The sequence below is a fragment of the Acidihalobacter sp. genome, from assembly GCF_037381185.1.
Lineage (GTDB): Bacteria > Pseudomonadota > Gammaproteobacteria > DSM-5130 > Acidihalobacteraceae > Acidihalobacter_A.
Window position 1 is genome coordinate 1 of sequence record NZ_JARRQY010000060.1, and the last position, 23,846, is coordinate 23,846.

Annotated in this window: 17 protein-coding genes and 1 pseudogene; 6 read left to right on the top strand and 12 right to left on the bottom strand. The window is 63.4% G+C overall.

The features are described from left to right. The coding region (locus tag P8014_RS17185; protein WP_337818553.1) for a DMT family transporter at nt 1–501 on the top strand (501 nt) is incomplete at its 5' end. Between the two features lie 38 nt (nt 502–539). On the opposite strand, the gene P8014_RS17190 is transcribed toward P8014_RS17185, so the two are convergent. Both P8014_RS17190 and gcvA read right to left on the bottom strand, forming a co-directional pair. Next, a complete protein-coding gene (locus tag P8014_RS17190) occupies nt 540–1,898 on the bottom strand; it encodes a VOC family protein (RefSeq protein WP_337818554.1) in 1,359 nt (452 codons plus the stop codon). 112 nt (nt 1,899–2,010) lie between these two features. Next, nucleotides 2,011–2,988 carry a transcriptional regulator GcvA gene (gene gcvA, locus P8014_RS17195; protein ID WP_337818555.1) on the bottom strand — a complete coding sequence of 326 codons (978 nt, stop codon included), beginning with the start codon at nt 2,986–2,988 and terminating at the stop codon, nt 2,011–2,013. Between the two features lie 127 nt (nt 2,989–3,115). On the opposite strand from gcvA, the gene P8014_RS17200 reads away from it, so the two are divergent. Next, a complete protein-coding gene (locus P8014_RS17200) occupies nt 3,116–4,609 on the top strand; it encodes an aldehyde dehydrogenase family protein (RefSeq protein ID WP_337818556.1) in 1,494 nt (497 codons plus the stop codon). Nucleotides 4,610–5,905: 1,296 nt separating this feature from the next. On the opposite strand, the pseudogene katG reads toward P8014_RS17200, so the two are convergent. The 6 genes and pseudogenes from katG to P8014_RS17230 form a co-directional block, all read right to left on the bottom strand. Further along, nucleotides 5,906–8,083: pseudogene (gene katG / locus P8014_RS17205) on the bottom strand (catalase/peroxidase HPI); the annotation flags it as partial. Between the two features lie 530 nt (nt 8,084–8,613). Continuing rightward, nucleotides 8,614–9,366: a siderophore-interacting protein gene (locus P8014_RS17210; RefSeq protein ID WP_337818557.1), complete on the bottom strand. Its 753-nt coding sequence runs from the start codon at nt 9,364–9,366 to the stop codon at nt 8,614–8,616. After that, nucleotides 9,363–9,767 (bottom strand): MarR family winged helix-turn-helix transcriptional regulator, encoded by a 405-nt coding sequence (locus tag P8014_RS17215; protein ID WP_337818558.1) that lies wholly within the window; start codon nt 9,765–9,767, stop codon nt 9,363–9,365. The genes P8014_RS17210 and P8014_RS17215 overlap by 4 nt, the downstream gene beginning before the upstream one ends. 1,005 nt (nt 9,768–10,772) lie before the next feature. After that, nucleotides 10,773–11,516 (bottom strand): amino acid ABC transporter ATP-binding protein, encoded by a 744-nt coding sequence (locus P8014_RS17220; protein WP_337818559.1) that lies wholly within the window; start codon nt 11,514–11,516, stop codon nt 10,773–10,775. 9 nt (nt 11,517–11,525) lie between these two features. Beyond that, complete coding sequence (locus P8014_RS17225; RefSeq protein ID WP_337818560.1) at nt 11,526–12,632, bottom strand: amino acid ABC transporter permease; 1,107 nt, start codon at nt 12,630–12,632, stop codon at nt 11,526–11,528. Between the two features lie 177 nt (nt 12,633–12,809). Continuing rightward, a complete protein-coding gene (locus tag P8014_RS17230) occupies nt 12,810–13,679 on the bottom strand; it encodes an ABC transporter substrate-binding protein (protein WP_337818561.1) in 870 nt (289 codons plus the stop codon). 468 nt (nt 13,680–14,147) lie between these two features. Between P8014_RS17230 and P8014_RS17235 the strand changes: the two genes are divergently transcribed. Both P8014_RS17235 and P8014_RS17240 read left to right on the top strand, forming a co-directional pair. Further along, nucleotides 14,148–14,639, top strand: a complete 492-nt coding sequence (locus tag P8014_RS17235; RefSeq protein WP_337818562.1) for a GAF domain-containing protein — start codon at nt 14,148–14,150, stop codon at nt 14,637–14,639. A 169-nt stretch (nt 14,640–14,808) separates the two neighbouring features. After that, complete coding sequence (locus P8014_RS17240; RefSeq protein ID WP_337818563.1) at nt 14,809–15,126, top strand: cupin domain-containing protein; 318 nt, start codon at nt 14,809–14,811, stop codon at nt 15,124–15,126. A gap of 8 nt (nt 15,127–15,134) precedes the next feature. On the opposite strand, the gene P8014_RS17245 is transcribed toward P8014_RS17240, so the two are convergent. The 3 genes from P8014_RS17245 to P8014_RS17255 are packed head-to-tail and all read right to left on the bottom strand — an operon-like array spanning nt 15,135 to nt 20,614. After that, nucleotides 15,135–17,600 (bottom strand): EAL domain-containing protein, encoded by a 2,466-nt coding sequence (locus P8014_RS17245; RefSeq protein ID WP_337818564.1) that lies wholly within the window; start codon nt 17,598–17,600, stop codon nt 15,135–15,137. Nucleotides 17,601–17,612: 12 nt separating this feature from the next. Further along, nucleotides 17,613–18,050, bottom strand: coding sequence for a response regulator (locus P8014_RS17250; protein WP_337818565.1), 438 nt, complete (start codon nt 18,048–18,050; stop codon nt 17,613–17,615). Further along, entirely contained in the window at nt 18,047–20,614 is a 2,568-nt protein-coding gene (locus P8014_RS17255; protein WP_337818566.1) for a PAS domain S-box protein, read from the bottom strand. The genes P8014_RS17250 and P8014_RS17255 overlap by 4 nt, the downstream gene beginning before the upstream one ends. A gap of 651 nt (nt 20,615–21,265) precedes the next feature. On the opposite strand from P8014_RS17255, the gene P8014_RS17260 reads away from it, so the two are divergent. Beyond that, complete coding sequence (locus P8014_RS17260; RefSeq protein ID WP_337818569.1) at nt 21,266–21,787, top strand: O-acetyl-ADP-ribose deacetylase; 522 nt, start codon at nt 21,266–21,268, stop codon at nt 21,785–21,787. 10 nt (nt 21,788–21,797) lie between these two features. Here P8014_RS17260 and P8014_RS17265 read toward each other — a convergent pair whose 3' ends face one another. After that, on the bottom strand, nt 21,798–22,397 hold the full coding sequence (locus P8014_RS17265; protein WP_337818567.1) for a hypothetical protein: 600 nt from the start codon (nt 22,395–22,397) through the stop codon (nt 21,798–21,800). A gap of 87 nt (nt 22,398–22,484) precedes the next feature. On the opposite strand from P8014_RS17265, the gene P8014_RS17270 reads away from it, so the two are divergent. Next, nucleotides 22,485–23,348: an NAD(P)-dependent oxidoreductase gene (locus P8014_RS17270; protein ID WP_337818568.1), complete on the top strand. Its 864-nt coding sequence runs from the start codon at nt 22,485–22,487 to the stop codon at nt 23,346–23,348. The last annotated feature ends 498 nt before the right edge of the window (nt 23,349–23,846 follow it).

A 23,846-nucleotide genomic window follows, 5' to 3' on the forward strand; every position in this document is an offset into this window, starting at 1 on the left:
GGTCTCGGACTCGTCCTGGGCGCGGGCGGCCAATCGCCGGTTCCGCACGATCTGGGTGACTGGCTGGGGCTCGCCTCCGGCGTGTTCTGGGCGATAGCCTCGACAGGCATCAGGTTGCGGACCGATACGCGGCCGGGCGAGTCGGCCTTCGTCTTCGCGCTGGGGGCCTGCGCGGGAGCGGCAGTGCTGGCGCCGATCCTGGCCCCCGTCCCAAGCATCCCGATCGCGGCGCTGGGGCCGATGTTCGGCTGGATCCTCGTCGTCGGCGGCATCTGGTGGGGGCTGTCGATGACCCTCCTGATGTGGGCCACCGCCCGGCTCGAACCGGCGCGCGTTGGCATCCTGCTGATGGCCGAGGTGCTGGTCGGCGCGAGTTCGGCCGCCATTTTCGCCGGCGAACGGCTGGGCGCCGTCGAGCTGGCCGGCGGCGCGATGATCGTCAGCGCCGGCATCCTGGAAGTCTGGCCGATACGCGGCGCGCGCGGCCGCGGCCGACGATAGGCGCTATACGCTGGCGCCAGGGAAACGGGGCCTCATGATCAATCGCCCGCGCCCGACACCCCGCGCCGCGACGCAGCCTCCCGCCCGGCATAGAGCGACAGTTCGTCGATAGCCGGAACTCCCAACGCCGCCTCGAATTCATCCCGGCTCGAATTTCCCTCGTAGGCCGAGGTTTCCGCGCCGCCCAGATTCGACTGGAAAATCCCCGCGGCGCTGACCGGCAGAAAGTCCTCGTAGGTGATGGGCGCGGCCCGCACGAGGCCCTGCCCGATCAGCCGTTCCATGTCTCCGCCTTCGGCAATGTCAGTCGCCGCGCCAGCCCCGGTGAGTTCGTATTCGAAAAAGGCGAGTCCCTGCCGACGGAGTTCGGTCTCGTCGTCGGGGAACTCGGCGAACACCTCTTCCAGAACGCGTTGATGTTCGCGGTTTTCCAGGCCGGCGGTTTGCTTGCGGGACTCGGTCAGCAGGCGGTCGTAAAGCGCCCGGCCTCTCGCGGTAAGGGCGATACCGCGCTGCTCGATCTCGCCGAAACGCGCGGTATGGGTGCCGGGCCGGTCGCCGTCAAAGAGGATGGGCTCCTCCAGGGCCTTGAAGCTGGTCTGGCGCAGCAGTATCGGGCAACGGCGCCGTGGCGGCCCTTCGATCACGGCCTTGGGCGTAATGCCGGATTCGGGCATGCGGCGCTGAACCTCGTCTATGTCGAGCGTTCTGGGCGTCAGGTGATTGATGTGAGGCCCCTTGAAGCACACCACGTCCGCAATCAGCCGGTGTACATCATGCAGCGCCTGATAGGTCGGCAGATCCACCGTGGCATGCCGGTGCCAGCGGAAGGTTTCCAGGGCCTCGTCGACGAAGCGCGCGGCCTGTTCGGCGGTGAGGCCGCCCTGTTGCTCATACAGTTCGATCAGTTCCCGCACCCCGGGCGTGAATATGTCGCGCCGAGCGAGAATGGCGGCGGCACGCTCGCGCAAGGTCGGATCCTCGATCAGTTCGAGACGCAGCAGCGAGGTGAAGATACGGAAGGGGTTGCGGGCCAGCGCGGCGTCCTCGACTGGGCGGAACGCGGTGGAGTGCACCGGCACGCCGGCTCCGGAAAGATCGTAGTAGCCAACCGGCTGCATCCCCATGACGGCGAACAGACGACGCAGCATGGCCAGTTCTTCGGCCGTGCCGACCCGGATCGCGCCGTGGCGCTCGATGTTCAGACGCTCCAGTTCCCCTCGCTGCACAAGCCGTTCGGCCAGGGCGGGGTCTCGGTCCAGAGTCTCGCGGTTCACCTGATCGACCAGCGCGAGCAAGCTGCCGTACTGCGGGACCTCAGTGCGGTACATGTCCGACATGGCCGCCGAGAAACGGTCGCGGATTCGGTCGGGCGAAACATAGGATGCTGCGGTCATGGATTGGCTCTCATCGTTACGGCTCCTCCTGCGCGGCGATAAGAGCAGAACACCAGAGCGGCTGCAAACGAAAAATCGCGGGAGTGGCATTCCAAAGCGTAATGAAGAACGTTCACGCCCGTTCGATCCGCGCGCAGGAAGCGGCTCCTTCCAGCCGTGCCTGAACCGGATTGGAAACATCGACCGTGTCGGAATCGTCAGGTCCGTCCAGGTGCTCGACCACCCAATCGACGAATCCCTTGACCTTGCCCAGCTCAGACTTGTGTTCGGCATAGGCCAGGTAATAGGCATCCCGGCTCTTCAGCGAGAACGCCCAGGGGATCACCAGTTGGCCGGCACGCAGTTCCTCCTCCGCGAGGAAACGCGGTACGAGCGCGACGCCGCAGCCAGCGCGCGCGGCGCTCAGGCTCATGCTGAAGCTGTCGAAACGCGGGCCGTGGTAGCTGTGCCGCGTGTAATGCCCCTGGACCTCGAACCAGTCGTGCCAGGCCTCGGGACGCGCCGCATTCTGCAGCAACACCAGCTGGGTCAGTTCCAGGGGATCCTCGATGCCGCCCTCCGGAATGGCCGCGGGCGAACACACTGCCACCACCTCCTCGTCCAGCAGCTTGATGCATTGGGCTTTCGGCCAGGCCCCGTGCCCGAAGAAGAAGGCGACGTCGACGCGCTCCTCCTCGAGGTCGAAAGGGTCCACCCGGTTGCTGATGTTCAGATACAGGTTGGGGTGGCGGAAGCGAAAGCCGTTCAGTCTCGGGACCAGCCAGCGCGCCCCGAAGGTCGGCAGCGTGGTCACGTTGAGCACCTCGCTTTGTCCGCCGTAGGACTGCAGGTGGCGTGTGGAGGTTTCCACCTGGGCCAGTATCTTGCGCACCTCGGAAAGATACAGGGCGCCCTCCGGCGTAATCTGCAGGCGCTGACGGAGACGCAGGAAAAGCTGATGATCGACGGTCGCCTCGAGCTGCGCGACCTGTTTGCTGACGGCGCTTTGCGTCAGACTCAACTCCTCCGCAGCGCGAGTGAAGCTCAGATGGCGCGCAGCGGCCTCGAAACAGCGCATGGCGACAAGCGTGGGCAAATGACGGCGTGTCATGTCCTGCCCCCTGCAGCAGGAAAAAATGGAATGACCTCGGTATAAAACCTCGTTTGAGGCGAGTCAACCGCTGGATCGATAATCCGGCGCTGTGAATATCGTATAGCGCTGTCGGCAGGAGCTAGGAATGATCGACGAAATCATGAAGCGTCTCGGCGTGGCCGAAACGGTATATCGGGGCGGTGACTATCCGGTCACCACGCCTACTGACGGCTCGGAAATCGGCCGCATCCGGTTGGATACCGCAGAGACAGTCGGTGAACGCATCGACCGCGCCTGCGAAGCGTTCAAGGCCTGGCGGGACGTGCCGGCGCCCCGCCGGGGAGAACTGGTTCGTCTGTTCGGCGAGCAGCTCCGCCGGCACAAGGAAGACCTCGGAGCGCTGGTCACGCTGGAATGCGGCAAGATCCATGCGGAAGGCATGGGCGAAGTGCAGGAGATGATCGACATCTGCGATCTAGCAGTCGGTCAATCCCGCCAGTTGTACGGCCTGACCATCGCTTCGGAGCGCCCCGGCCACCACATGCGCGAGAGCTGGCATCCGCTGGGCCCCGTGGGACTGATCACCGCCTTCAACTTCCCGGTGGCGCCCTGGGCCTGGAACGCCGCGCTGGCGCTGGTCTGCGGCGACAGCCTGCTGTGGAAGCCGTCCGAGAAGACGCCGCTGAGCGCACTCGCCTGCCAGGCGCTGCTCGACCGCGCCATCGAGGAGTTCGGCAGCGACGCGCCCGAGAACCTGAGTCAGGTGATCCTGGGCGAACGCGAGTGCGGAGAGCGGCTGGTCGACGATCCGCGGGTGCCCCTGATCAGCGCCACCGGCAGCACACGCATGGGCCGCGAGATCGGCCCGCGAGTAGCCGCGCGCTTCGGTCGCAGCATTCTGGAACTGGGCGGCAACAACGCCATGATCCTGGCACCCAGCGCCGATCTGGACATGGCCGTCAGGGCCATACTCTTTTCCGCGGTGGGCACCGCGGGGCAGCGCTGCACCTCCCTGCGGCGCCTGATCGTGCACGAATCCGTTCGCGAGGAAGTTCTGGAACGCCTGAAGAAGGCGTACGCCGACATCAGCATCGGCGATCCCATGGCAGGCAACCTCGTCGGCCCGCTGATCGACGGCCCTGCATTCGAGCGGATGCAGTCCGCCCTGGAACGGGCCCGCCAACAGGGATTCGGGGTGTTCGGCGGCGAACGCCAGTTGGAGGATCGCTATCCCGGCGGGTACTACGTGTCACCCGCCATCGTCGAGACCGACGGACAGGACGACCTGGTCCGCGAAGAGACCTTCGCTCCCATCCTCTACGTGATGAGCTACCGCGAGTTCGACGAGGCGCTGGCCCTGAACAACGCCGTGCCGCAGGGCTTGTCGTCCTGCGTGTTCACCACCGACGTGCGCGAGGCCGAGGCTTTCGTCTCCGACCGGGGCAGCGACTGCGGCATCGCCAACGTCAACATCGGCCCCAGCGGCGCCGAGATCGGCGGCGCGTTCGGTGGCGAGAAGGACACGGGCGGCGGCCGCGAATCCGGTTCGGACGTATGGAAGGGCTACATGCGCCGCCAGACCAACACCGTGAACTATTCGCGCGAGCTGCCTCTGGCCCAGGGCATCAAGTTCGAATGAGTTCCTAACCGGCAACCCGAGATGGAATCGACCTGCCTCTGGACGAACACCTCACCGGAGCCGCCGTTCACGGCCCGGCCCCTGAACGGCGACTGCAGCGCCGACGTCGCCATCATCGGCGGCGGCATCACGGGGCTCAGCACGGCGCTGCACCTGACGGAATTCGGAACGTCGGTGATCGTGCTGGAGGCCGGCGGGATTCCCAGCGGCGGCTCGGGCCGCAACGTCGGCCTGGTGAACGCGGGCATGTGGATTCCGCCCGAGGACATCGCCGACGTACTGGGAGCACAGAACGGCGAACGGGCCAATTCGATTCTGGACAATGGGCCCGCCGAAGTCTTCGCACTCGTCGACCGTTACGGGATCGACTGCCAGGACACCCGTAGTGGAACCCTACATCTAGGGCATAACAGAAAAGGCGAGGCTGAACTCGCCCGGCGATTCGAACAGTTGCAGCGCCGCGGCGCTCCGGTGGAGCTGCTGAGCGGCAAGGCATGCCGGGACGTGCTCGGCACGCAGCGCATCGGCGGTGCCCTGCTCGACCGCAGGGCCGGAACGGTCAATCCGGCCGCCTACACACGGGGACTGGCCAGAGCCGCCGCGGCCGCCGGCGCGGACATTCGCATCGACGCGCCCGTGCTCGGTCTTTCGCGCAGCGAAGACGGTTGGCGCCTGACCACCGCGCAGGGGCGGGTTTCGGCCTCGAAAGTCGTACTGGCAACCAATGCCTACACCGAGGATCAGTGGAACGAAGTCCGGCGCCACTATTTCCGCGGATGCTTCTTCCAGGTAGCCTCGCCGCCGATGCCCGAGGACCGGGCCGGCGACATCCTGCCGCAGCGGCAGGGGGCGTGGGACACCCGCACGGTGTTGAGCAGCCTGCGGCGGGATGCGGCCGGCCGTCTGATTCTCGGCAGTCTGGGCCGGGGCGACGGCAAGCCGCTCGCCTATCTCCGCAGCTGGGCTACTCGCATCCAGCGCCATTATTTCCCGCAGTTGGGACAAGTGGACTGGGAGTGCACCTGGACGGGAACGATCGCGTTCACCCCCGACCACACGCTGCGTCTGTTCGAACCGGCTCCCGGCATCCTGGCGGTGTCCGGCTATAACGGACGCGGCATCACGACGGGTACCGTCGTCGGCAAGGGATTCGCCCATTACATCGTCCACGGAGACGATGCCTTGCTGCCGCTGCCGGTACGCTCCGCCAAGCCCGTGCGCGGCAGACGGCTCAGAAGCTCGGCCTACGAATTCGGCTTCTCCCTTTACCACGCCGGACAGTGTCTGCGGATTTTGCTTTGAGGCCCGCATAAGAACTTCTCTGCAGGCTTTCACGAAGTCCTGAACGAACTTCTCCTGCGCATCACCCTGCCCATACACCTCCGCAATCGCGCGCAACTGCGAGTTCGAGCCGAACACGAGATCCGCGCGGGTAGCGGTCCATTTGACGTCGCCCGTCGCCCGGTCGCGCCCCTCGAACACGTCCTCGTCCGCGGACGCCGCCTTCCACTCTGTGCTCATGTCGAGCAGGTTGACGAAGAAGTCGTTGGTCAGCGTGCCGGGGCGCGCGGTGAAGACGCCGTGTCCGGACTGGCCGACGTTGGCATTAAGGGCGCGCATGCCGCCGACCAGCACCGTCATCTCCGGCGCGGTCAGCGTCAGGAGCTGTGCCTTGTCGATCAGCAGCTCCTCGGTCGATACGCTGTACTTCGCCTTCTGATAGTTACGGAAACCATCCGCGATGGGCTCGAGCACGCCGAAGGCTTCCTCGTCGGTCTGCTCCTGCGTGGCGTCGGTACGTCCCGGTGCGAAGGGCACTTCCACGGCATGTCCGGCGTTCTTCGCGGCCTGTTCGATAGCCGCATCACCGCCCAGCACGATCAGGTCGGCCAGCGAGACCTTCTTGCCGCCGATTTGCGCGGCATTGAACTCGCGCTGAATAGCCTCCAGGGTTTCCAGCACCTTCGCCAGCTGCGCCGGCTGGTTGACCTCCCAGTCCTTCTGCGGCGCGAGACGGATGCGTGCTCCGTTCGCCCCGCCGCGCATGTCGGAGCCGCGAAAAGTGGATGCCGAGGCCCAGGCGGTCGAAACCAACTCGGAAATGCTCAGGCCCGAGGCGAGCAGCTTGGCCTTGAGGACGGCGATGTCGCCTGCGTCGATCAGCTCGTGATCGACCTCCGGCACCGGGTCCTGCCAGACCAGCTCCTCGGTCGGCACTTCCGGGCCTAGATAGCGTGCGCGCGGCCCCATGTCGCGGTGCGTCAGCTTGAACCAGGCGCGGGCGAAGGCGTCCGCGAACTCATCCGGGTGCTCGTAGAAGCGCCGCGAAATCTTCTCGTAGGCCGGATCGAAGCGCAGCGAAAGATCGGTGGTCAGCATGGTCGGACGGCGGCGCTTGGAAGAATCGTGCGCATACGGCACCGACTCCGGCGCATCCTTCGCCACCCATTGCTGCGCGCCGGCCGGGCTCTTGGTCAGCTCCCACTCGTAGCCGAACAGGTTCTCGAAGAAGTTGTTGCTCCACTGCGTCGGCGTCGTGGTCCAGGTAACTTCCGGACCGCCGCCGATAGTGTCGTCGCCGTGGCCCGTGCCGAAGCTGCTCTTCCAGCCCAGCCCCTGGGCCTCGATCGGCGCAGCTTCCGGCTCAGGACCGACCAGCGAGGCGTCGCCCGCACCATGCGTCTTGCCGAAAGTGTGCCCGCCCGCGATCAGCGCGACGGTCTCGTAATCGTTCATCGCCATGCGCGCGAAGGTCTCGCGGATGTCCCTGGCCGCGGCGATGGGGTCCGGGTTACCGTTGGGGCCTTCCGGGTTCACATAGATCAGCCCCATCTGCACGGCGGCCAACGGATTCTCCAGATCGCGGTCGCCGCTGTAGCGCTTGTCGGCGAGCCACTCGTCCTCGGCACCCCAGTAGGTGTCCTCCTCGGGCTCGTAGACGTCCGCCCGCCCGCCGGCGAAACCGAAGGTCTTGAAGCCCATGGACTCCAGCGCGCAGTTGCCGGCCAGGATCATGAGATCAGCCCAGGAAATCCTGTTGCCGTATTTTTGCTTGATCGGCCAGAGGAGCCGGCGCGCCTTGTCCAGATTCACGTTGTCGGGCCAGCTGTTGAGCGGCGCGAAACGCTGCTGGCCGGTGCCCGCTCCGCCGCGGCCGTCGCCGGTGCGGTAAGTGCCAGCGCTGTGCCAGGCCATGCGGATGAACAGCGGTCCGTAATGACCGAAGTCGGCCGGCCACCAGTCCTGCGAGTCGGTCATCAGCGCATACAGGTCTTTCTTGACAGCCGCGAGATCGAGCTGCTTGAACTCCTCGGCATAGTCGAACGCCTCGCCCATGGGATTGGACTGGGGGCCATTCTGCTGCAGCAGTTTTAGGTTCAGCTGATTGGGCCACCAGTCACGATTCGACCTGGCTTCGGCGCTGCCGTGCATGAACGGGCATTTGCCCGCATTCGTTTCGGTTTTCGTATCCATCTCTTCCTCCGGATTCCTCGTGGCAGTGTTCTTCAGACTGTTCCGGCGTGGACAGGAAGGCGGCGTTGCAACGTGAACGCTTAGCGGATCTTCGAATTCCTCCATCCGCTGCGGTCGGGCGAGTCGCATGTCCTGTCGCTGGAACTCATCTAGAGTCTGGGCCCCGAAGTTCGATTTAGCTAGTTTTTGTTTCTCATAAGATTGATAGTTTTTAACTATTTTGAATTGCTTGGCGGCATCGCATTGCGCTCACGGCGGCAAAGCGCATGATTTCCCGTGGGAGGGAGTTCATGCAACTCAAAGATGCGCTGCGCTGCTGCCTCCGGTCCTGACCGGACTCAACCCGTAACGGCGTGTACCAGCTCGAAACACATCTGTCCAAGCCGGTACCGGCGGGCTCCGAACTCATCAGCCCGTCCATCGTGGTCGACGGCAGGGAGCGGCCTTTCCCGACGATGAGGTTCGCGCGCGAGCCGTGGGTCGGGAAGGGCCCGTTCAACTGCTGAGATCGCTCACGCGTAACGACGACCTCAGGCCGTATCCCGCTCGGCGTCCTCGCGCTTGATCGCCTTGTGCGAAGTTTCGTCGCTGCCCAGTTTCCAATAGCTGGAGATGTAGAGCTGCTTGCGGTCGAGCCCGCGCTCCTCGCGAAAATGCCGGCGCAGGGCGCGCATGCTGGAGAACTCGCAGGCCGCCCAGACCGACACCGGCCCTGGCGGCCACTCCAGGGCCGCGACCTCGTCGCGCAGCGCTGCGTCGGTGGTGCCCGGCGAGGGATTTATCACCCACTGGACGGCGAACTCCGGCGGTGCCTGCAGCGGTTGGACGTCGGCGACGTCCGGCACTTCGATGACGGCGCGGCCACGCGCCGTGTCCGGCAGTTGCTCGAGATTGACGCTGATGGCCGGCAAAGCGGTCATGTCGCCAACCAACAGAAGCCAGTCCGCCGTCGGGTCTGCAAGCTTCTTCGGCCCGGGACCGGAAATCTCGATCACGTCGCCCGCCTGGGCCTGCATGGCCCAGCGCGACGCTGGACCGCCCTCGTCGCCGTGCACAACGAAATCGATGTCGATGGAATCCGCGCGCTGCGCGCGTACGGTATAAGTCCGCAGCAACGGGCGATCGCCGCCCTGGCCTGGATGCAACAGCAGCTTGACATAGGCGCTGGCCTGATCGGCAGGGAACCGCGTCATGCCTTCCCCGCCCAAGGTCACGCGCAACATGTGCGGAGTGACGGCGAGCTTGCGCAATACGGTGAAACGATAGGAGGCGGGTCTACTCATGAGCAGTCCTTTGACGAATCCAGGTTGGTTGCCATGATCCCGGCAAGACGTACGAACTCGGCGACGGCATCCGGCGGCAAACCGGCCACCATACGATCGCCCGCCTCGCGCTCCGCCTCGACAACGCACGCCAGCATTCTCTTGCCGGCATCTGTCGGCGTCAGAATCCGGTTGCGCCCGTCCTCGGGATCGATCTGCGACCGAACGAGATCAAGGGCACGCAGCTCCTTGACGACACGCGTAATCTGCGATTTGTCACGCTGCATCCGCTTGGCCAGCGCCTGCGCCGTGCAGGCCGGAAGGTATCCGACGCTCTTCAGAACGCGCACATGCGTTATCGGCAAGTCGATGCCTGCGCGCAGATAGGCTTCGCGCATCGCCCGTTTGTAGGCGTGCAGCAACCGATGCAGGGCGTCTCCGGGATGCGAAGTATTCATGGCATACAAGTTGACGATGTCAACCGATTCTCGCGAAATTAGTGGATACTGTCAACCATGAAGCACCCCCATCTTCGGCGACTCACGCTGATGATTCCATCGCAACACGGGACATTACATAGCCGTTAGAGCCCACCAGACGGCACGAAAAGAAGGAAATACCATTAAGAGCCAGGCTGCGGAAATGCCCGCGTTCGCAGCCACGATACGGATGGTCAGGCTCGGAAAATAAACCATTCCAAATTCGACTAGATAGTAGTCAAATAATTCATTTTCCTCATGGAGGATTAGGGGCTAAAGTATGCATCGTAGGTTGACGGCAGCGACGCGAAACAAAGCACGGCGCCGCTGCACCAACCAGCCAGTTACCCGCTGCGGCATAGGAAACGGCCTGCAAGCCTAGCCCGCCGCTTTACGGACAAGGAAGTCCTGAGCGGGACCATAAGCCGGCAGCGGCACTGGCGTAACCGAATTTTTCCACGGGCCAGCCATAACCCGTGTACCAGCTCCTCCTGTCGCGTCTTGCGACAAGTTGCGCCGACTTCCCCCGAGTCGGTGTATTTTTTGCCTGTACTATAGCGCAAAAATCGATACCGCACTCATTACCCGGCAGCACACTCCGGCCCCAAGCCTGCGTTGCCCGCCCTCGCCATCGCCTCTTGTGGCATCGGCACGACCGGATTCGCGATCATGGGACTGCGCTCGGGCGTAGCCGTGGATCCATCCGTCCGCCACCCTCCCGCAGACCGGTCTGATGGTCGCCGGCTATGCCGTTGGACGTCGCATGCGGCTCGCCGTTCCTCCGCAACGCCATCGACGCCTTAGCGGCGACACCAGCCTGACGCTGGGCATCTCGATACCCTTATCGAAGCGAGGTGGAGCCCGAAATCGCCGCCGACTGACATGCGGCGGCGATTTCGGAATACCCGGCTCAGCTTCGCGTACCTTCACCCCGCAACCAAGCCGCGATCAAAGCCGCCCAGCCTCGATGATCCGCTTCAGAAACGCCTTCGTCCTGTCCTGCTTTGGATCGCCGAAAATCTGCTCCGGCGGTCCTTCCTCGTAGACCACACCTTGCTGCAGGAAACACACCTTGCTGGAGACCTCGCGGGCGAAACTCATCTCATGCGTGGCGAGCAACATGGTCATCCCCTGCTCGGCCAGATCGCGCACGATGTTGAGCACCTCAGAGACCAGTTCGGGATCGAGCGCAGAGGTGATTTCGTCAAGCAGCAGCACCATAGGGTCCATGACCAACGCGCGAACGATGGCAACGCGCTGCTGCTGGCCACCGGAAAGCCGGTCCGGATAGGCGCCGGCCTTCGCCTCCAGGCCGATGCGTTTGAGCAGCGTCATGGCACGCTCCTCGGCCTGGGCGCGCGGTATGCCGAGCACCTGGATCGGCGCGAGCGTGACGTTCTCCAACACGGTCATGTGCGGGAACAGATTGAAGCTCTGGAATACGATGCCGATGTCGCGCCGCAGCGCGTTGAGATCCACGCCTGGGCCGGAAATACGGTCGCCGTTGAGTCGGATCTCGCCGCTGGTGATGCTCTCCAGGCCGTTGAGGCAACGCAGCAGCGTGGACTTGCCGCAACCCGACGGGCCGATCAGACATACCACCTGGTGCTCCTCGACGCTGAGCTGGATGCCGCTCAGAATCTGGGCGTCGCCGTAGTGCTTGACGACGTCGTTCATTTCGAGAAAAGACATAGCTTGCTCCTAGCCCGTGCGGCGCTTGTCGCGCTCGATCAAACGGTCGACGGCGCGGGCCTGGGGAATCGTAATCAGCACGAACAGGAACGCCACGGTAGTGACCGCGGACAGGTTGAATTCGTTACTGGCGATGATCTTGGCCTGGTTGAAAGCATCGATGGCACCGATCACGCTGACCAGCGCGGTGTCCTTCTGCAGGCTGATGAAGTTGTTGAGCAGCGGCGGGATCATGCGCCGCACTGCCTGTGGCACGACCACGAAACGTAGCGTCTTGATGTACGACAGCCCCAGCGAGCGCGCCGCCGAGATCTGACTCGGGTGGATGCTGTCGATGCCGGCGCGGTAGACCTCTGCATTGTAGGCGCCGTAGGTCAGCGACAGCGAGATGATCGCCAGCCAGGTCAGAGGCAGGTTGCTCAGCGCTCCCAGACCGGTCAACGGCAGACCGAAACCGACCAGGTAAAGAGTGATGATGGCCGGCAGGCCGCGGAAACCATCGATGTAGGCGATGGAGAGCAGGCGGATGGGCCGGCCGGCCGAGCCCGGCGCGAACCGCGCCACCGCGACCACCAGCGCCCAGACCAGCACGATCGCCTCAGCGGTGCAGAAAATCACCACGTTGAGCCAGAAGGCCTTGAGTACCATCAGGAACGAACTGCCGATCAGCGACAGATCGAAGAACGTCCGCCCCACCGCCTCGTTGTTGACCAGCACGAACAGCGCGATCAGCAGCACGATCACCAGCGCGCCGGCATAGCCCAGGGATATCCAGGACTGCTCGCGCGCCTGCGAGCCCGCCACCCGAGCGCCGACGACGTCGCCGCGCCGCAAGTGCGCAGCTCCCTGTTGGGCATGCCGCAAGCCGCGCAGGGCGGGTAGAAACAGTGCCAGCGAAGCGACGGCTACGGCGAACACGGCCGTTACGGTCAAGGCATTGGCGAGACCGACCTTGAGCAGTACGCCGCGAATGAAAAAGGCCACCCACCAGGTAGCTAGAATCACGAGTGCCGAGCCGGCAACGGCACCCAGCGCCAGCCGGCGGCGATCCTTGGGTATAGAGCTGCGCTGCGTCGGGTGTTCCGATGCGGATTCGCTCTCGAAAAGGCTAGCCATTCGGTAAATCCTGTTTGTGCACACGAACGAGCCGGGAACGATACGCTGCCGGCCCTGCGGTGGACAGACCCCGCAGAGCGACAATCGTTCCCTACACCGTTGCCATCTGGTGCAATCCGGCGGGAAGCACCGGACACAACGCGAATACCCGCGCCGTGCCCGGCATCCGCCTTCAGCTTATTTCAGCGTCCACGTCGGAACGCTGGTCGGAGACGCGCCCCAGGCTGCAGCCAGGTACTTGTCCGCCAGCGCCTTCAGGGTGCCATCCTTGATCAGCGATTCGATGATCGCGTTCAGCGCCTTTTCGTTCTTGGAGCCCTTGGGATACAACGCACCGTAAGTTTCACCGGTGTTGTACTGGCCAACGACCTTGAGCATGCCGTGACTCTTGCCCTGCTGCGCAAGCACGATGGAGGTGTCGTTCACGGCCACATCGACCTGATGCGCGGCCAACGACGTGAACTGGGCCGCTTCGCCGCCGAACACCCGCACCTGCTTGGTAGGCTTGAGCTTATTCTGCACGAAGGAGGCGCCGGTCGAACCACCCTGCACGCCGATCACCTTGTCACGAATGTTCTCCGGGGTAACGTGCTCACCCTTGCGCACCAGCACGCCCATGGTGGACGAGAAATACGGCACCGAGAAGTCCACCACCTTGGCCCGCTTCGGCGTGATCGAAATCTCCGACAGCGCCAGGTCGAAGTTCTTGGTCTGGCCTGCGACCAGGCCGTCCCAGCCCACGTTCTTGACCTTGAGCTTCGGCAGGCCCGCCCGATAGGCGATGTTGGCGGCCATGCAGTACTCGTAGCCGCTCTTGATGGTGTCCGGCGAATTGCCGTTCCACCAGCCCGGCGCCGGCAGGTTGACCTCGACGGTCAGCTGCCCGGGGATCGCCGGCTTGATGGGGTGAGATGCCCACTTGCCGGTCACCTTGCAATCACCGTAATGCACATTGGCCGCAAACGCGGCCTGCGAAACTCCCGCCGCCAGCACTGCTGCGGCAACACCCATCCCAAGCGCGAAACCGCGCCCCTTGCTATACATCATTGGATTTTCCTCGTTGGGCCCTTCGTGTCGATCCCGTTACCTGAGATCCGCTCCTGTAAAAAAATCCCCTTAATAAAGCTACATATTGTCATCGGCAGTTACGTGACTCTTATTATGTTGAACACTATCGAGCGCCATTGATGGCACTGCTGACCGCCGTAAAAGCCCAGCCCTAAAATGCAACAAAAGTGCCATAACCCCTCGCCCCCGAATTCCCGTATAACGACCGGGAAACGGCAAACCAAGCTAGTTTATGCGCATCCGCAGCGATATGCCCGCCCACGAATGGGGCGTATTTATAACTGCGCGCATTTTTGGGGCGCAAGATATCGACAGAAAATCACTGCTATCCCCGACCAATCGGCAGCGCACAGAACTCGCCAAAACCGGATGCCGGACTGCGGCATCGAGTGCATACTGATACGCCCCCGATGATCGCCCCCAGGCTACAACAGGACTTCATTCAGCATGTTTCCCCCACCCCCCATCTCCAACCGCGACAAACCCTCGCTCTACGCGGAACTCTGCGCGCAAGTGCGCACCCTGCTTGCCGATGAGAGTGACCTGATCGCCAACGCGTCCAACTTCGCCGCGCTGGTGTTCGATGCGCTGCCCGACGTCAACTGGGCCGGCTTCTACCTGTTCGACGGCACGGAACTGGTCGTCGGGCCGTTCCAGGGCAAACCTGCCTGTGTGCGCATCCCGCTGGGCCGCGGCGTATGCGGCATGGCTGCCCAGTACCGCGAGACGCAGTTGGTCGAGGATGTGCACACGTTTGCGGACCACATTGCCTGCGACGCGACCTCGCGTTCGGAGATTGTCGTGCCGCTGCTGCGCGCAGACGCAACGCTACTCGGCGTCTGGGACGTCGACAGCCCCCTGCCGGCACGCTTCGACGCTGACGACTGCGCGGGCATGGAAGCGCTGTGCGCGACATTCATGCATTCTGTGGAAGACTAAGACCTGTTCACACTATTGCGCGGTGCGCTGTTGCGCCCGGTTGACCGCCAATCAAGGCACTAGGAGAGTGATTTGGGCATTCCAAATGAACGACGCGCAACGCCGAGTGGCGGTCAACCGGGCGCAACCGGTAGGGCCGGCCGCTAATAGCGTGAACAGACCGCGGGAAATGAATACAGGCAATCTGTTTGCCGCGCTGCCGCGGGATCTATACGAAGAAACTTTCGAACACCTGGCCGGACGGGGCGAAGTGCTCATCGAACGCATCGTCTCCACAGGCCAGTGCACGCCGGTAGGCGACTGGTACGATCAGGACGGACCGGAGTGGGTCGCCCTACTGGCCGGCGAAGCCCGCCTGGGCTTCGACGACGGCAGCACGCTCACGCTGCGGCCGGGAGATTATGCCGACATCCCCGCCCATTGCAGGCACCGGGTCGAATGGACCGCTCCGGACACCGAAACGATCTGGCTAGCGGTCCATTACTGATACCCGAGTCACCAGCGTCTGCCCTCCTGCAGCAAATCGAAAAACTCGGCGAAGGGAATCGGCCGGCTCAGGTAGTAACCCTGGACCATCTGGCATCCGTGCTTGCGCAGAAAGGCGAGTTGCTCCCGAGTCTCCACCCCCTCCGCAACGGTCTCGAGCCCGAGCTTGTGCGCGAACACGATGCTCGCCTCGACGATCGCCGCATCGCTGGAATCCTCCATCAGATCGCCGATGAAGGTCTGATCGATCTTGAGCACGTCCAGCGGGAAAGTCTTCAGGTAGTTCAGCGACGAATAGCCGGTTCCGAAGTCGTCCACGGCGATTCGCACGCCGAGGTTGCGCAGCGCCCGCAAAATTTCGGCAGCGGCTCGCGGATCCCGCATGACGATGTTCTCGGTCAACTCCAGCTCCAGCGCCGACGGCGGTACGCCCTGCCCCTCGAGCGCACCCCGCACCTTCCGCAACAACTCCATATCGTCGAACTGCGCGGCGGAGACGTTGGCCGACACCCGCAGGTCAGGGAAACCCGACTCACGGCAGGTCTGCAAGTCGGCGCAGGCCTGGCGCAGCACCCACTCGCCGACCGGCCCGATCAGACCGGTGTTCTCCAGCAATGGCACGAAATCGGCGGGAGAGATCAACCCGTGGCTGGGATGCTGCCAGCGGATCAGAGCCTCCATGCCGACGATGCGCCCTTTCTCGAGTTCGACCTGCGGCTGATAGTAGAGCCGAAACTCCCCCCGTTCCAGGGCACGGCGCAGATCCGCCTCCAGGCTCAACAGCTCGTGGCTGCGCGCGTTCATGTCCACGGCATAGAAACTGTACTGGCTGGGACCGGCGGTCTTCGCCCGGTACATGGCCGTGTCCGCATTGCGCAGCAGATCCTCGGCGTCCTTGCCATCTTGCGGATAGACGGCGATACCGGCACTGAAGGTAATGTAGATTTCGTGCGAGCCACCGATCACCGGCCGCTCGAAGGCGGTATGCATCTTGTGGAGCACCACCAAAACATCATCCGGAGTGGCGAGATCGTCCAGCAATATGGTGAACTCGTCGCCGCCGTGGCGGGCGACCGTATCGGTCGGACGCAGGCAGTCCTGCAGACGCCGGGCGACCGCCTGCAGCACGCCGTCGCCCGCGGGATGTCCCAGGCTGTCGTTCACCCTTTTGAAGTTGTCGAGATCGAGAAACAAGACCGCCAGGCAGCGCCCGTAACGCCAGACGCGTTCCAGCGCAGAACCCAGCCGGTCGGCGAGCAAAAAACGATTGGGCAAATTAGTCAGACGATCATGGGTGGCCCGATACTGCAGCTTGGCCTCGAAACGCTTCTGCTCCGATATGTCGCGAATGATGGTCGACAGATATTCGACTCCGCCGTCCTCGTCGGTGTGCGCCAGTATGACCTGGGACACCGGAACTTCCTGCCCACCCGCGAGCCGTACCACGCTCTCACCGCTCCACACGCCGGTACGGTGGACCTCGGCCCCGACCTCCCCGGCCATACTATCGGTAAAGCCCTCGGGGAAGAATTCCTGAATGAAGCGGCAACTGACATCTTCGCCTTCCGCCAGACCGAGACGCCGCCGACCGGAGTCGTTGAGATAGATCAGCGCCCCGTCCGGCCTCATGATCGCGACCAGGTCGGGCGTCGCCTCCAGAATCGCCACCACGCGGTCGCGCTCCTCGTCAGCCTGCACGCGCGCGGTGACGTCGCGACCGGTAGAGACGAAATGCGAAATGCAGCCGGCCTCGTCGACCAGCGGCGTAATGGTCCTATCCTCATAGAATATTCCGCCATCCCTATGCCGGTTGACCAGGGTGCCACGATAGACGTCACCACGCGTGACCGTCTCCCACATGGTGCGGTAGAAAGCGTCGTCGTGACGCCCGGAACGCAGGATGGAGGAACTCTGCCCCAGAGCCTCGCTTTCCGCATAGCCGGTCAGCATTTCAAATGCGGGATTGACGTACTCGATGAGCCCGTCGGGATCGGTGATGAAGACGCTGTCGGCTGCCTGCTTGACCACCAGCGAAAGCTGTTTCAGGCTCTCCTCGGTCCGCCGTCGCTCGCGCCGCGCGGCAACTTCGATCAGCTCACGCTCGACGGCCGGTGACAGGCGCATCAGCGCGCCCTTCATAACGTAGTCCTGCGCGCCGGCCTTCATGGCTTCCACCGCGACATCTTCGCCGATGGTGCCGGACACGAAGATGAAGGGCATGTCCGGATCGATTTCCCGCACGACCTCAAGCGCCTGCGCGCCGCTGAACTGCGGCATGGAGTAGTCTGAAAACACGATATCCCACGCTTGACGCAGCGCGCTCCTCAGCGCCGGCTCCGTATCGACCCGCTGCCAATCGAGCCGAAAACCGCTCTTCTCGAGATGATCGACCAGCAGCAGTGCGTCGTCCTCGACATCTTCCACGAGCACCGCCCGCAACAATTTGGGCGTACTCGTATAGTTCGAATTGTCCATGATTGCCCCCCTTCAATCAGGCGCGGGCTGATTGAGCAGCAGCCAGTACATGCCCACCTGCCCTGCGGCACGCACGAACTCGTCGAAATCCACCGGCTTGCGCACGTAGCTGTTCGCTCCCAGGGTATAGCCTCGCAGCCGGTCTTCGTCCTCGTTGGACGAGGTCAGAATCACCACGGGCAACAGATGGGTGCGCTCATCCGCACGGACACGCTGCAGCACTTCCAGCCCGTCGAGCTTCGGCAGATTCAGGTCGAGCAGCACCAGTGCCGGAGGATCGCAGGGCTTGCGGTCGGCCCACGCCCCCGTACAGAACAGGTAATCCAGGGCCTGCACGCCGTCATGCGCGACGACGACCTCGTTGCCTATGCGGTTCTGCTCCAGCGCATGCAGAGTCAGTTCTTCGTCGTCGGGGTTGTCTTCGACCAACAGAATCACGCCCTTGTTCATGTCGCCTCCGCTCTTTGCAAGGTGAAGTAGAAGCTTGCGCCGCGGCCGACCTCGCCCTCCGCCCAGACGCGTCCGCCATGCTTGCGGATGATTCGCTGCACCGTCGCAAGGCCGATGCCCGTGCCGGGGAATTCACCGGCATCATGTAAACGCTGAAAGGCGCTGAACAACTTACCGGCATACGTCATGTCGAAGCCCGCACCGTTGTCACGCACGTAGAAGACCTGAACGCCGTCCTCGGTATACGCGCCGAACTCCACTCCGGCACCTTCGGTTTTTCCCGTGTACTTCCAGGCGTTGCCCAGCAGGTTGTCCAGCACGACGCGCAGCAGACGCGCATCGGCAGCCTCCATCAGTCCTTCCTGTGCCGAGAATTCGACGTCACGGTCAGGCTCATCCTTGCGCAGCTCCTGCACCACGTCCCGCGCCATCGTGCTGACGTCGACCGCTTCGCGGTGCAGTTCGACCCGGCTGACCCGCGACAGCTTGAGGAGATCGTCGATCAACACCCCCATGCGCTGGGTCGCGGCGCGGATCCTGCCCAAGCGGTCGCGGCCCTTGTCGTCTAGGCGCTCGGCATATTCGTCGAGCAGAATGCGGCTGAAACCATCCATCGAGCGCAGCGGTGCGCGCAAATCGTGCGAAACGGAATAGCTGAACGATTCGAGTTCTGTATTGACCGCCTCGAGTTCCGTCGCCCGATCGCGCAAGGCCTGATTGAGGCTGTGGATATGCGCTTCACTTTGCTTGCGGGCAGTGATGTCCTCGGCGATACCATCGAGATAGGTCCTGCCGGACGGATCTTTCTTCAGCACAGCCGAAATCGAGACATCGAACTCCCGCCCCCGCAGCGTACGCACGCGCAGCTCATGGCCCCTGACACTGCCCTCTTTCACCAAGTTGTCCGCTAACGCCGAAGCCGCCTCGACGTCGCAGCACAGGTCCTTTACGCGATACTCGCGCAACTCGTTCGCACTCTTGGCCTCGAACATATCCACCATGGCCGGGTTCACATCGAGGAAATGACCGTTGCCGCTCAGGGAGTTGCGATAGATACCGATGGGCAGGCTCTCGACCAGCTCGCGGTATTGCGTCTCGGCGACGCGGCGCATTTCCTCGATGCGCTTGCGCGCGGCGATATCGCGCACGATACCGATCACTAGGTTTTCCTTGCCCGTGCGCAACGGGCTCAGACTGATCTCCACCGGGAATTCGCTGGCATCCTTGCGCAAGGCGTAAAGATCGAGCCCCGCCCCCATCGAGCGCAGCTTCGGCTCGGTCAGATACCCGGCTCGATACCCGACATGAGGTTCTCGGTAACGCTCCGGAACCAGCATTTCCACCGACTGCCCGATCAATTCGTCGCGGTCATAACCAAACCAGCGTTCGGTCTGCTCGTTGACCATCGTGATGCACCCACTCGCATCGACGATCACGAAAGCGTCAGGGGCCGCGTCGAGCAGCCCGCGAAAGAGGCTCTCGCTGGCGCGCACGGCCAGCTCGCTCTGCCGACGGCGCGTACCGTAGTAGGCGATCAACGCAGCAGCCACCGCCAGCAGGAGCACGGCAACGCCAAACACCGTGCCGAGCCCACGTGCGTAAGCCGCCACATCCGCCGCTAACGCCGCATGAGACACCCTGGAAACCAGCACCCAATGGCGTGTTCCCACATCGGTGCCGAATATTTTAGAGAGCGGCAACCTGGAGTAGGTATACAGATCGCCATCGAGCACGAATTGGCCCTGCGCAGGCCCCGAATCGATATGTCGCCAGGCTGCAGGATGGTCACTGGAGAAACGGGCATTGTGCCGACCCGGGAACATGAATCCCCATTCCAGTTTCGGCTGCGGGCCCAGCAGCCAGTCCCCTCTCCCGTTGAGCAACCAGACATCCTCGCCGTTGGGACCATGGATAACCCGCAATTGGTCGAGCAGACGCTGCCCCATGTAGTTCAACACGACCAGACCACGCTTCCGGCCGTCGGGGCCGAATACCGGCGTACCGAGGCGGATCATCGGCTTGAATGGACGCTGAACGGCATGGTGTTCAACATTGAGATCGAACGGCGAAACATAGACATGGCCCGCCGGCAGGGCCAGCGTGTCACGCACGTAGTAGCGGCCGGCCTTGGCCTGCAGGGCCTTTGAAGGCACCTCGACCGGCTTCCCGCGATTCCAGTTGACGCGTACGACCTCGCGTCCCTGCGCGTTCAAGAAACGCACCTGATCGTAGATTCCGCGATCCCGTGCGAACGCCAGGAAGTCGGCGCTGAGATGCGCGTGCGCCGCGGCCGAACCGCTGTCGAGCCAGGCACGCAACGACGATACGGAAGCCAGATACAGCGTATCGCCGCGCAATATGCTCAGTTCCGTCGAAACCGTATTGGAGGCGAGCGCCAGGACGTGCCGCTCGCTATTGCGAATCGACGCCCCTGCTGCATCGACCTGGACTTTGAACAATACCCAGACCACGGCCGCGAGCAACAGACTCAGCGGTCCCCAGATGAGCGCGAACCGCAGCGCGAACTGAAGCCACGGATAAGCTTGCTGAGGACGGGTTGCCATCCGCATAGTGCGACGACCTGCAAGAGTTGAAATTGTTACTCGTTCTTAAATGCGCCACCCTGTTAGTTATAGCAAAGACCAATGATTTTATTATGTTATTCAGGGATTGTCTTGGCAAAAGGGGAGCGACCCACACACGGCGCCGCAAACCTCGAATGCCCCGCGTCCGCCATGCCGTTGCTCCCTCGGCCAGCATGGCTGGTCACTCAGTATTTGGAGATAAGCATTAAACTTACCGCGAAATTCAATCCTACACCAGCCCATCCCCATGCAACAATGGTTAGCCGACCTGAGCCTGACCAATGTCATGCTATTGCTCGCCAGCAGTTTCGCCCGCTCGCTGATGATCGCCTCACGGGTGTCCTGACGCTGGCGCTGATTCCCGTGCACGGCGTCGCTCGACTAGGCTCCAACACCGGACTAGCATGGATGACTCACCGACACGCTTCGCCCCGGCTGATCGGATTCTTCGCGCTCGGAAACCTGCTCGCCGCGCTCCTCGCGGGCTTCGTGCTCGAACGCATCGAGCCGACTTTGATTCCCCTGCTCGTCGGCCTGTTCATACTGGCATTGACCTGGCTGCCGCTCCCGAAGTTCAATCACGGCACACATCCGATCGGTCTATTGACCCGGCCCTGCACGGAGGTCAGCATGCCGAACACGACGGTTCGCGCCATCGAAGCCGACATCACCACACTAGCGGTGGATGCCATCGTCAACGCCGCCAACAACTCCCTGCTGGGCGGCGGCGGAGTGGATGGCGCTATCCACCGTGCGGCCGGTCCCGAACTGCTCGCAGCCTGCCGCCCGTTGGGAGGCTGCGTGACCGGCGAGGCCAAGCTCACGCCCGGTTTTCGCCTGCCGGCGCGTTTCGTGATCCACACCGTGGGGCCGGTATGGCGCGGCGGCACCCGCGGCGAGCCGGAACAGCTGGCATCCTGCTATCGCCGTTCGCTGGAAGTGGCATCGGCCCACGGCCTGGGCAGCATAGCCTTCCCGAATATCAGCACTGGTGTTTACGGCTATCCGCCCGCCGACGCGGCACAAATCGCCGTGGCTACGGTGCGCGACACCTTGCAGCGGCTCACTGACCTGCAGGAAGTGGTTTTCTGCTGCTTCTCCGCAGCGCAACTGGAACTCTACGAGGCCCTGCTGGGGCAATCTTCCGTCTGACCCGCCCGGATCAGGCCGAAGGCAGGACCGCCACCCCGCGACCGGCGAAGAACGCCGCGAAGGTCTCCAGCGACAGATGCACGTCTGCACGCGAGGCGGCACCGTGCCCGGACGGGTTGTGAAAGGTAACGCCCTGCATGCCGGCGAACGTGACCAACACCAGATGTCCCCCTCTTTCCTGCGGCACGCGTTGCGGCGTCCGGATGGACTTGTGGACCGAGGCCATGAAAAACGCTGCCCGTACAAGCAACGCAGGCAGATCGCCTGCCTCGATGCCGGTAACAACCTCGGCCTGCAAGCCGAACTCGCGCTCCACGAACGCCGTGAACGGCGCGTAAATCAGCCCCTTGATCGCCTCTCCGTCGACCGTGTAGGCGCCATAGCGGCAGGCTCCGCGAGCCAGCTCCAGGGTCGGCACCACACGCCCGGCACACGCGGCGAGAATCATCTTCAGGCAGGCCATCCCGCAGACATGGCCCGCCCAGGTGGCGTATTCGCTCAGACTGCGCGCACCGGACGCCTGCCAGTCGGGATCATCGGTCAACTGCGCGACGCCGGCGATCAGCGCGGGCGCCAGGGCGGCCGACTCCCACTGGCTGAAATAAGGCACGGGTCGGTCCACAATCGATGAACACATCGGCGACTACCCCGGATCGTGTGTCAGCGCAAACCATAACCGCATCGCGAAGGAGACACCATGAACGTTGCATTCATAGGCCTCGGCATCATGGGCAGCCGCATGGCAGCCAATCTCTTGCAGCATGGCGTCGAGCTTACCGTCTACAACCGCTCGCAGGCGCCCGCCCGCGCGCTGGGCGAACTCGGCGCGAAAATCGCCGCCTCGGCTCGCGATGCAGTGGACGGCGCGGACGTCGTGTTCACCATGCTCTCGAACCCGGACGTCGTAACCGAACTCGCGCTGAGCGACGAAGGCTTTCTCGCGGCGATGAAACAGGGCGCCCTGTGGGTGGACTGCTCCACGGTCAATCCGTCTTTCAGCCAGCAAGAAGAAACCGCCGCGCGCTCCCATGGCGTACGCTTTCTGGACGCGCCCGTTGCCGGCAGCGCACCACAGGCCGAAAACGCCGAGCTGGCGTTCTTCGTGGGCGGCGATGCGGCAGACGTGAAGGAGGCCGAAGAACTGATCGGTCACATGGGTAGCAAGCTCATTCACGTCGGCGAAACGGGGCGCGGCACCAGTCTGAAGATGCTGGTCAACGCCCTGCTCGCGCAATCCATGCTGGTGTTCGCAGAGACCCTGGCGCTGGGTGAGAAGATGGGCCTGTCACGCGAATTCCTGCTCGACACCCTGCCCAAGCTTCCGGTCGCCGCGCCCTTCCTGAAAGCCAAGGCCGAGATGATCCGCGCCGGCGACTACAGCGTGCAGTTCCCGCTGGAGCTGATGCACAAGGATCTGCACCTGGCGGCGCTGACCGCCTACGAGCACGGCCAGCCGCTGAATCTGACCAACGCGGCCAAGGAACTGTATGCCGCGGCGCGGCAGGAAGGTTTGGGGCGCGAGGATTTCGCTTCTATTTACCAGTACATGCGGGGCAAGTAGCCTCGCAATTGGTGCGTCGCCTGTGACCGTTTGGCGGTTTGTTTCGTGCGCGATTCGAGGTCTGGAGCGATTGGTGATGCGTAAAGCCTACGCATTAATTTTGCGTCTGGGGTACTTTTCGGGCGCGAATCAGCGTGAGGTAGTACTGATCTTACGTGGGTGACGCGCCCGAGTACCTTTCTTTGCATGCCCAAAGAAAGAGGCGAAAGAAAGGCACCCGAAAGGCCTTGTCCCTACGGGCAAACCTCGAGCGCACACCCCGTCACGGGGCACCGCAGGCACTTGCCCTCCTGACAAAGCCTGCTCGGGCGGCGTCCTGCCGCCCGGCCCCGCGCCGGGGCGCACGCTCGAGGCAAAGCCAAACGGGAATCGACAAGACAAAATAGAACGTACCCAAGCCACTGAACTACGAATCGGAAACGTAGGTTGGGGTAAGCGAAGCGCACCCCAACGCGGACGGCGCAGCTCATGTTGGGGTTCGTTGCACTCACCCCCAAC

Excerpts from the sequence above, each read along its gene's own strand:
- P8014_RS17210 (WP_337818557.1), bottom strand. The coding sequence starts at position 9,366 with ATGAGTAGACCCGCCTCCTATCGTTTCACCGTATTGCGCAAGCTCGCC.
- P8014_RS17260 (WP_337818569.1), top strand. The coding sequence starts at position 21,266 with ATGCCGAACACGACGGTTCGCGCCATCGAAGCCGACATCACCACACTA.
- P8014_RS17225 (WP_337818560.1), bottom strand. The coding sequence starts at position 12,632 with ATGGCTAGCCTTTTCGAGAGCGAATCCGCATCGGAACACCCGACGCAG.
- P8014_RS17255 (WP_337818566.1), bottom strand. The coding sequence starts at position 20,614 with ATGGCAACCCGTCCTCAGCAAGCTTATCCGTGGCTTCAGTTCGCGCTG.
- P8014_RS17250 (WP_337818565.1), bottom strand. The coding sequence starts at position 18,050 with ATGAACAAGGGCGTGATTCTGTTGGTCGAAGACAACCCCGACGACGAA.
- P8014_RS17235 (WP_337818562.1), top strand. The coding sequence starts at position 14,148 with ATGTTTCCCCCACCCCCCATCTCCAACCGCGACAAACCCTCGCTCTAC.
- P8014_RS17230 (WP_337818561.1), bottom strand. The coding sequence starts at position 13,679 with ATGATGTATAGCAAGGGGCGCGGTTTCGCGCTTGGGATGGGTGTTGCC.
- gcvA (WP_337818555.1), bottom strand. The coding sequence starts at position 2,988 with ATGACACGCCGTCATTTGCCCACGCTTGTCGCCATGCGCTGTTTCGAG.
- P8014_RS17240 (WP_337818563.1), top strand. The coding sequence starts at position 14,809 with ATGAATACAGGCAATCTGTTTGCCGCGCTGCCGCGGGATCTATACGAA.
- P8014_RS17245 (WP_337818564.1), bottom strand. The coding sequence starts at position 17,600 with ATGGACAATTCGAACTATACGAGTACGCCCAAATTGTTGCGGGCGGTG.
- P8014_RS17190 (WP_337818554.1), bottom strand. The coding sequence starts at position 1,898 with ATGACCGCAGCATCCTATGTTTCGCCCGACCGAATCCGCGACCGTTTC.
- P8014_RS17200 (WP_337818556.1), top strand. The coding sequence starts at position 3,116 with ATGATCGACGAAATCATGAAGCGTCTCGGCGTGGCCGAAACGGTATAT.
- P8014_RS17220 (WP_337818559.1), bottom strand. The coding sequence starts at position 11,516 with ATGTCTTTTCTCGAAATGAACGACGTCGTCAAGCACTACGGCGACGCC.
- P8014_RS17270 (WP_337818568.1), top strand. The coding sequence starts at position 22,485 with ATGAACGTTGCATTCATAGGCCTCGGCATCATGGGCAGCCGCATGGCA.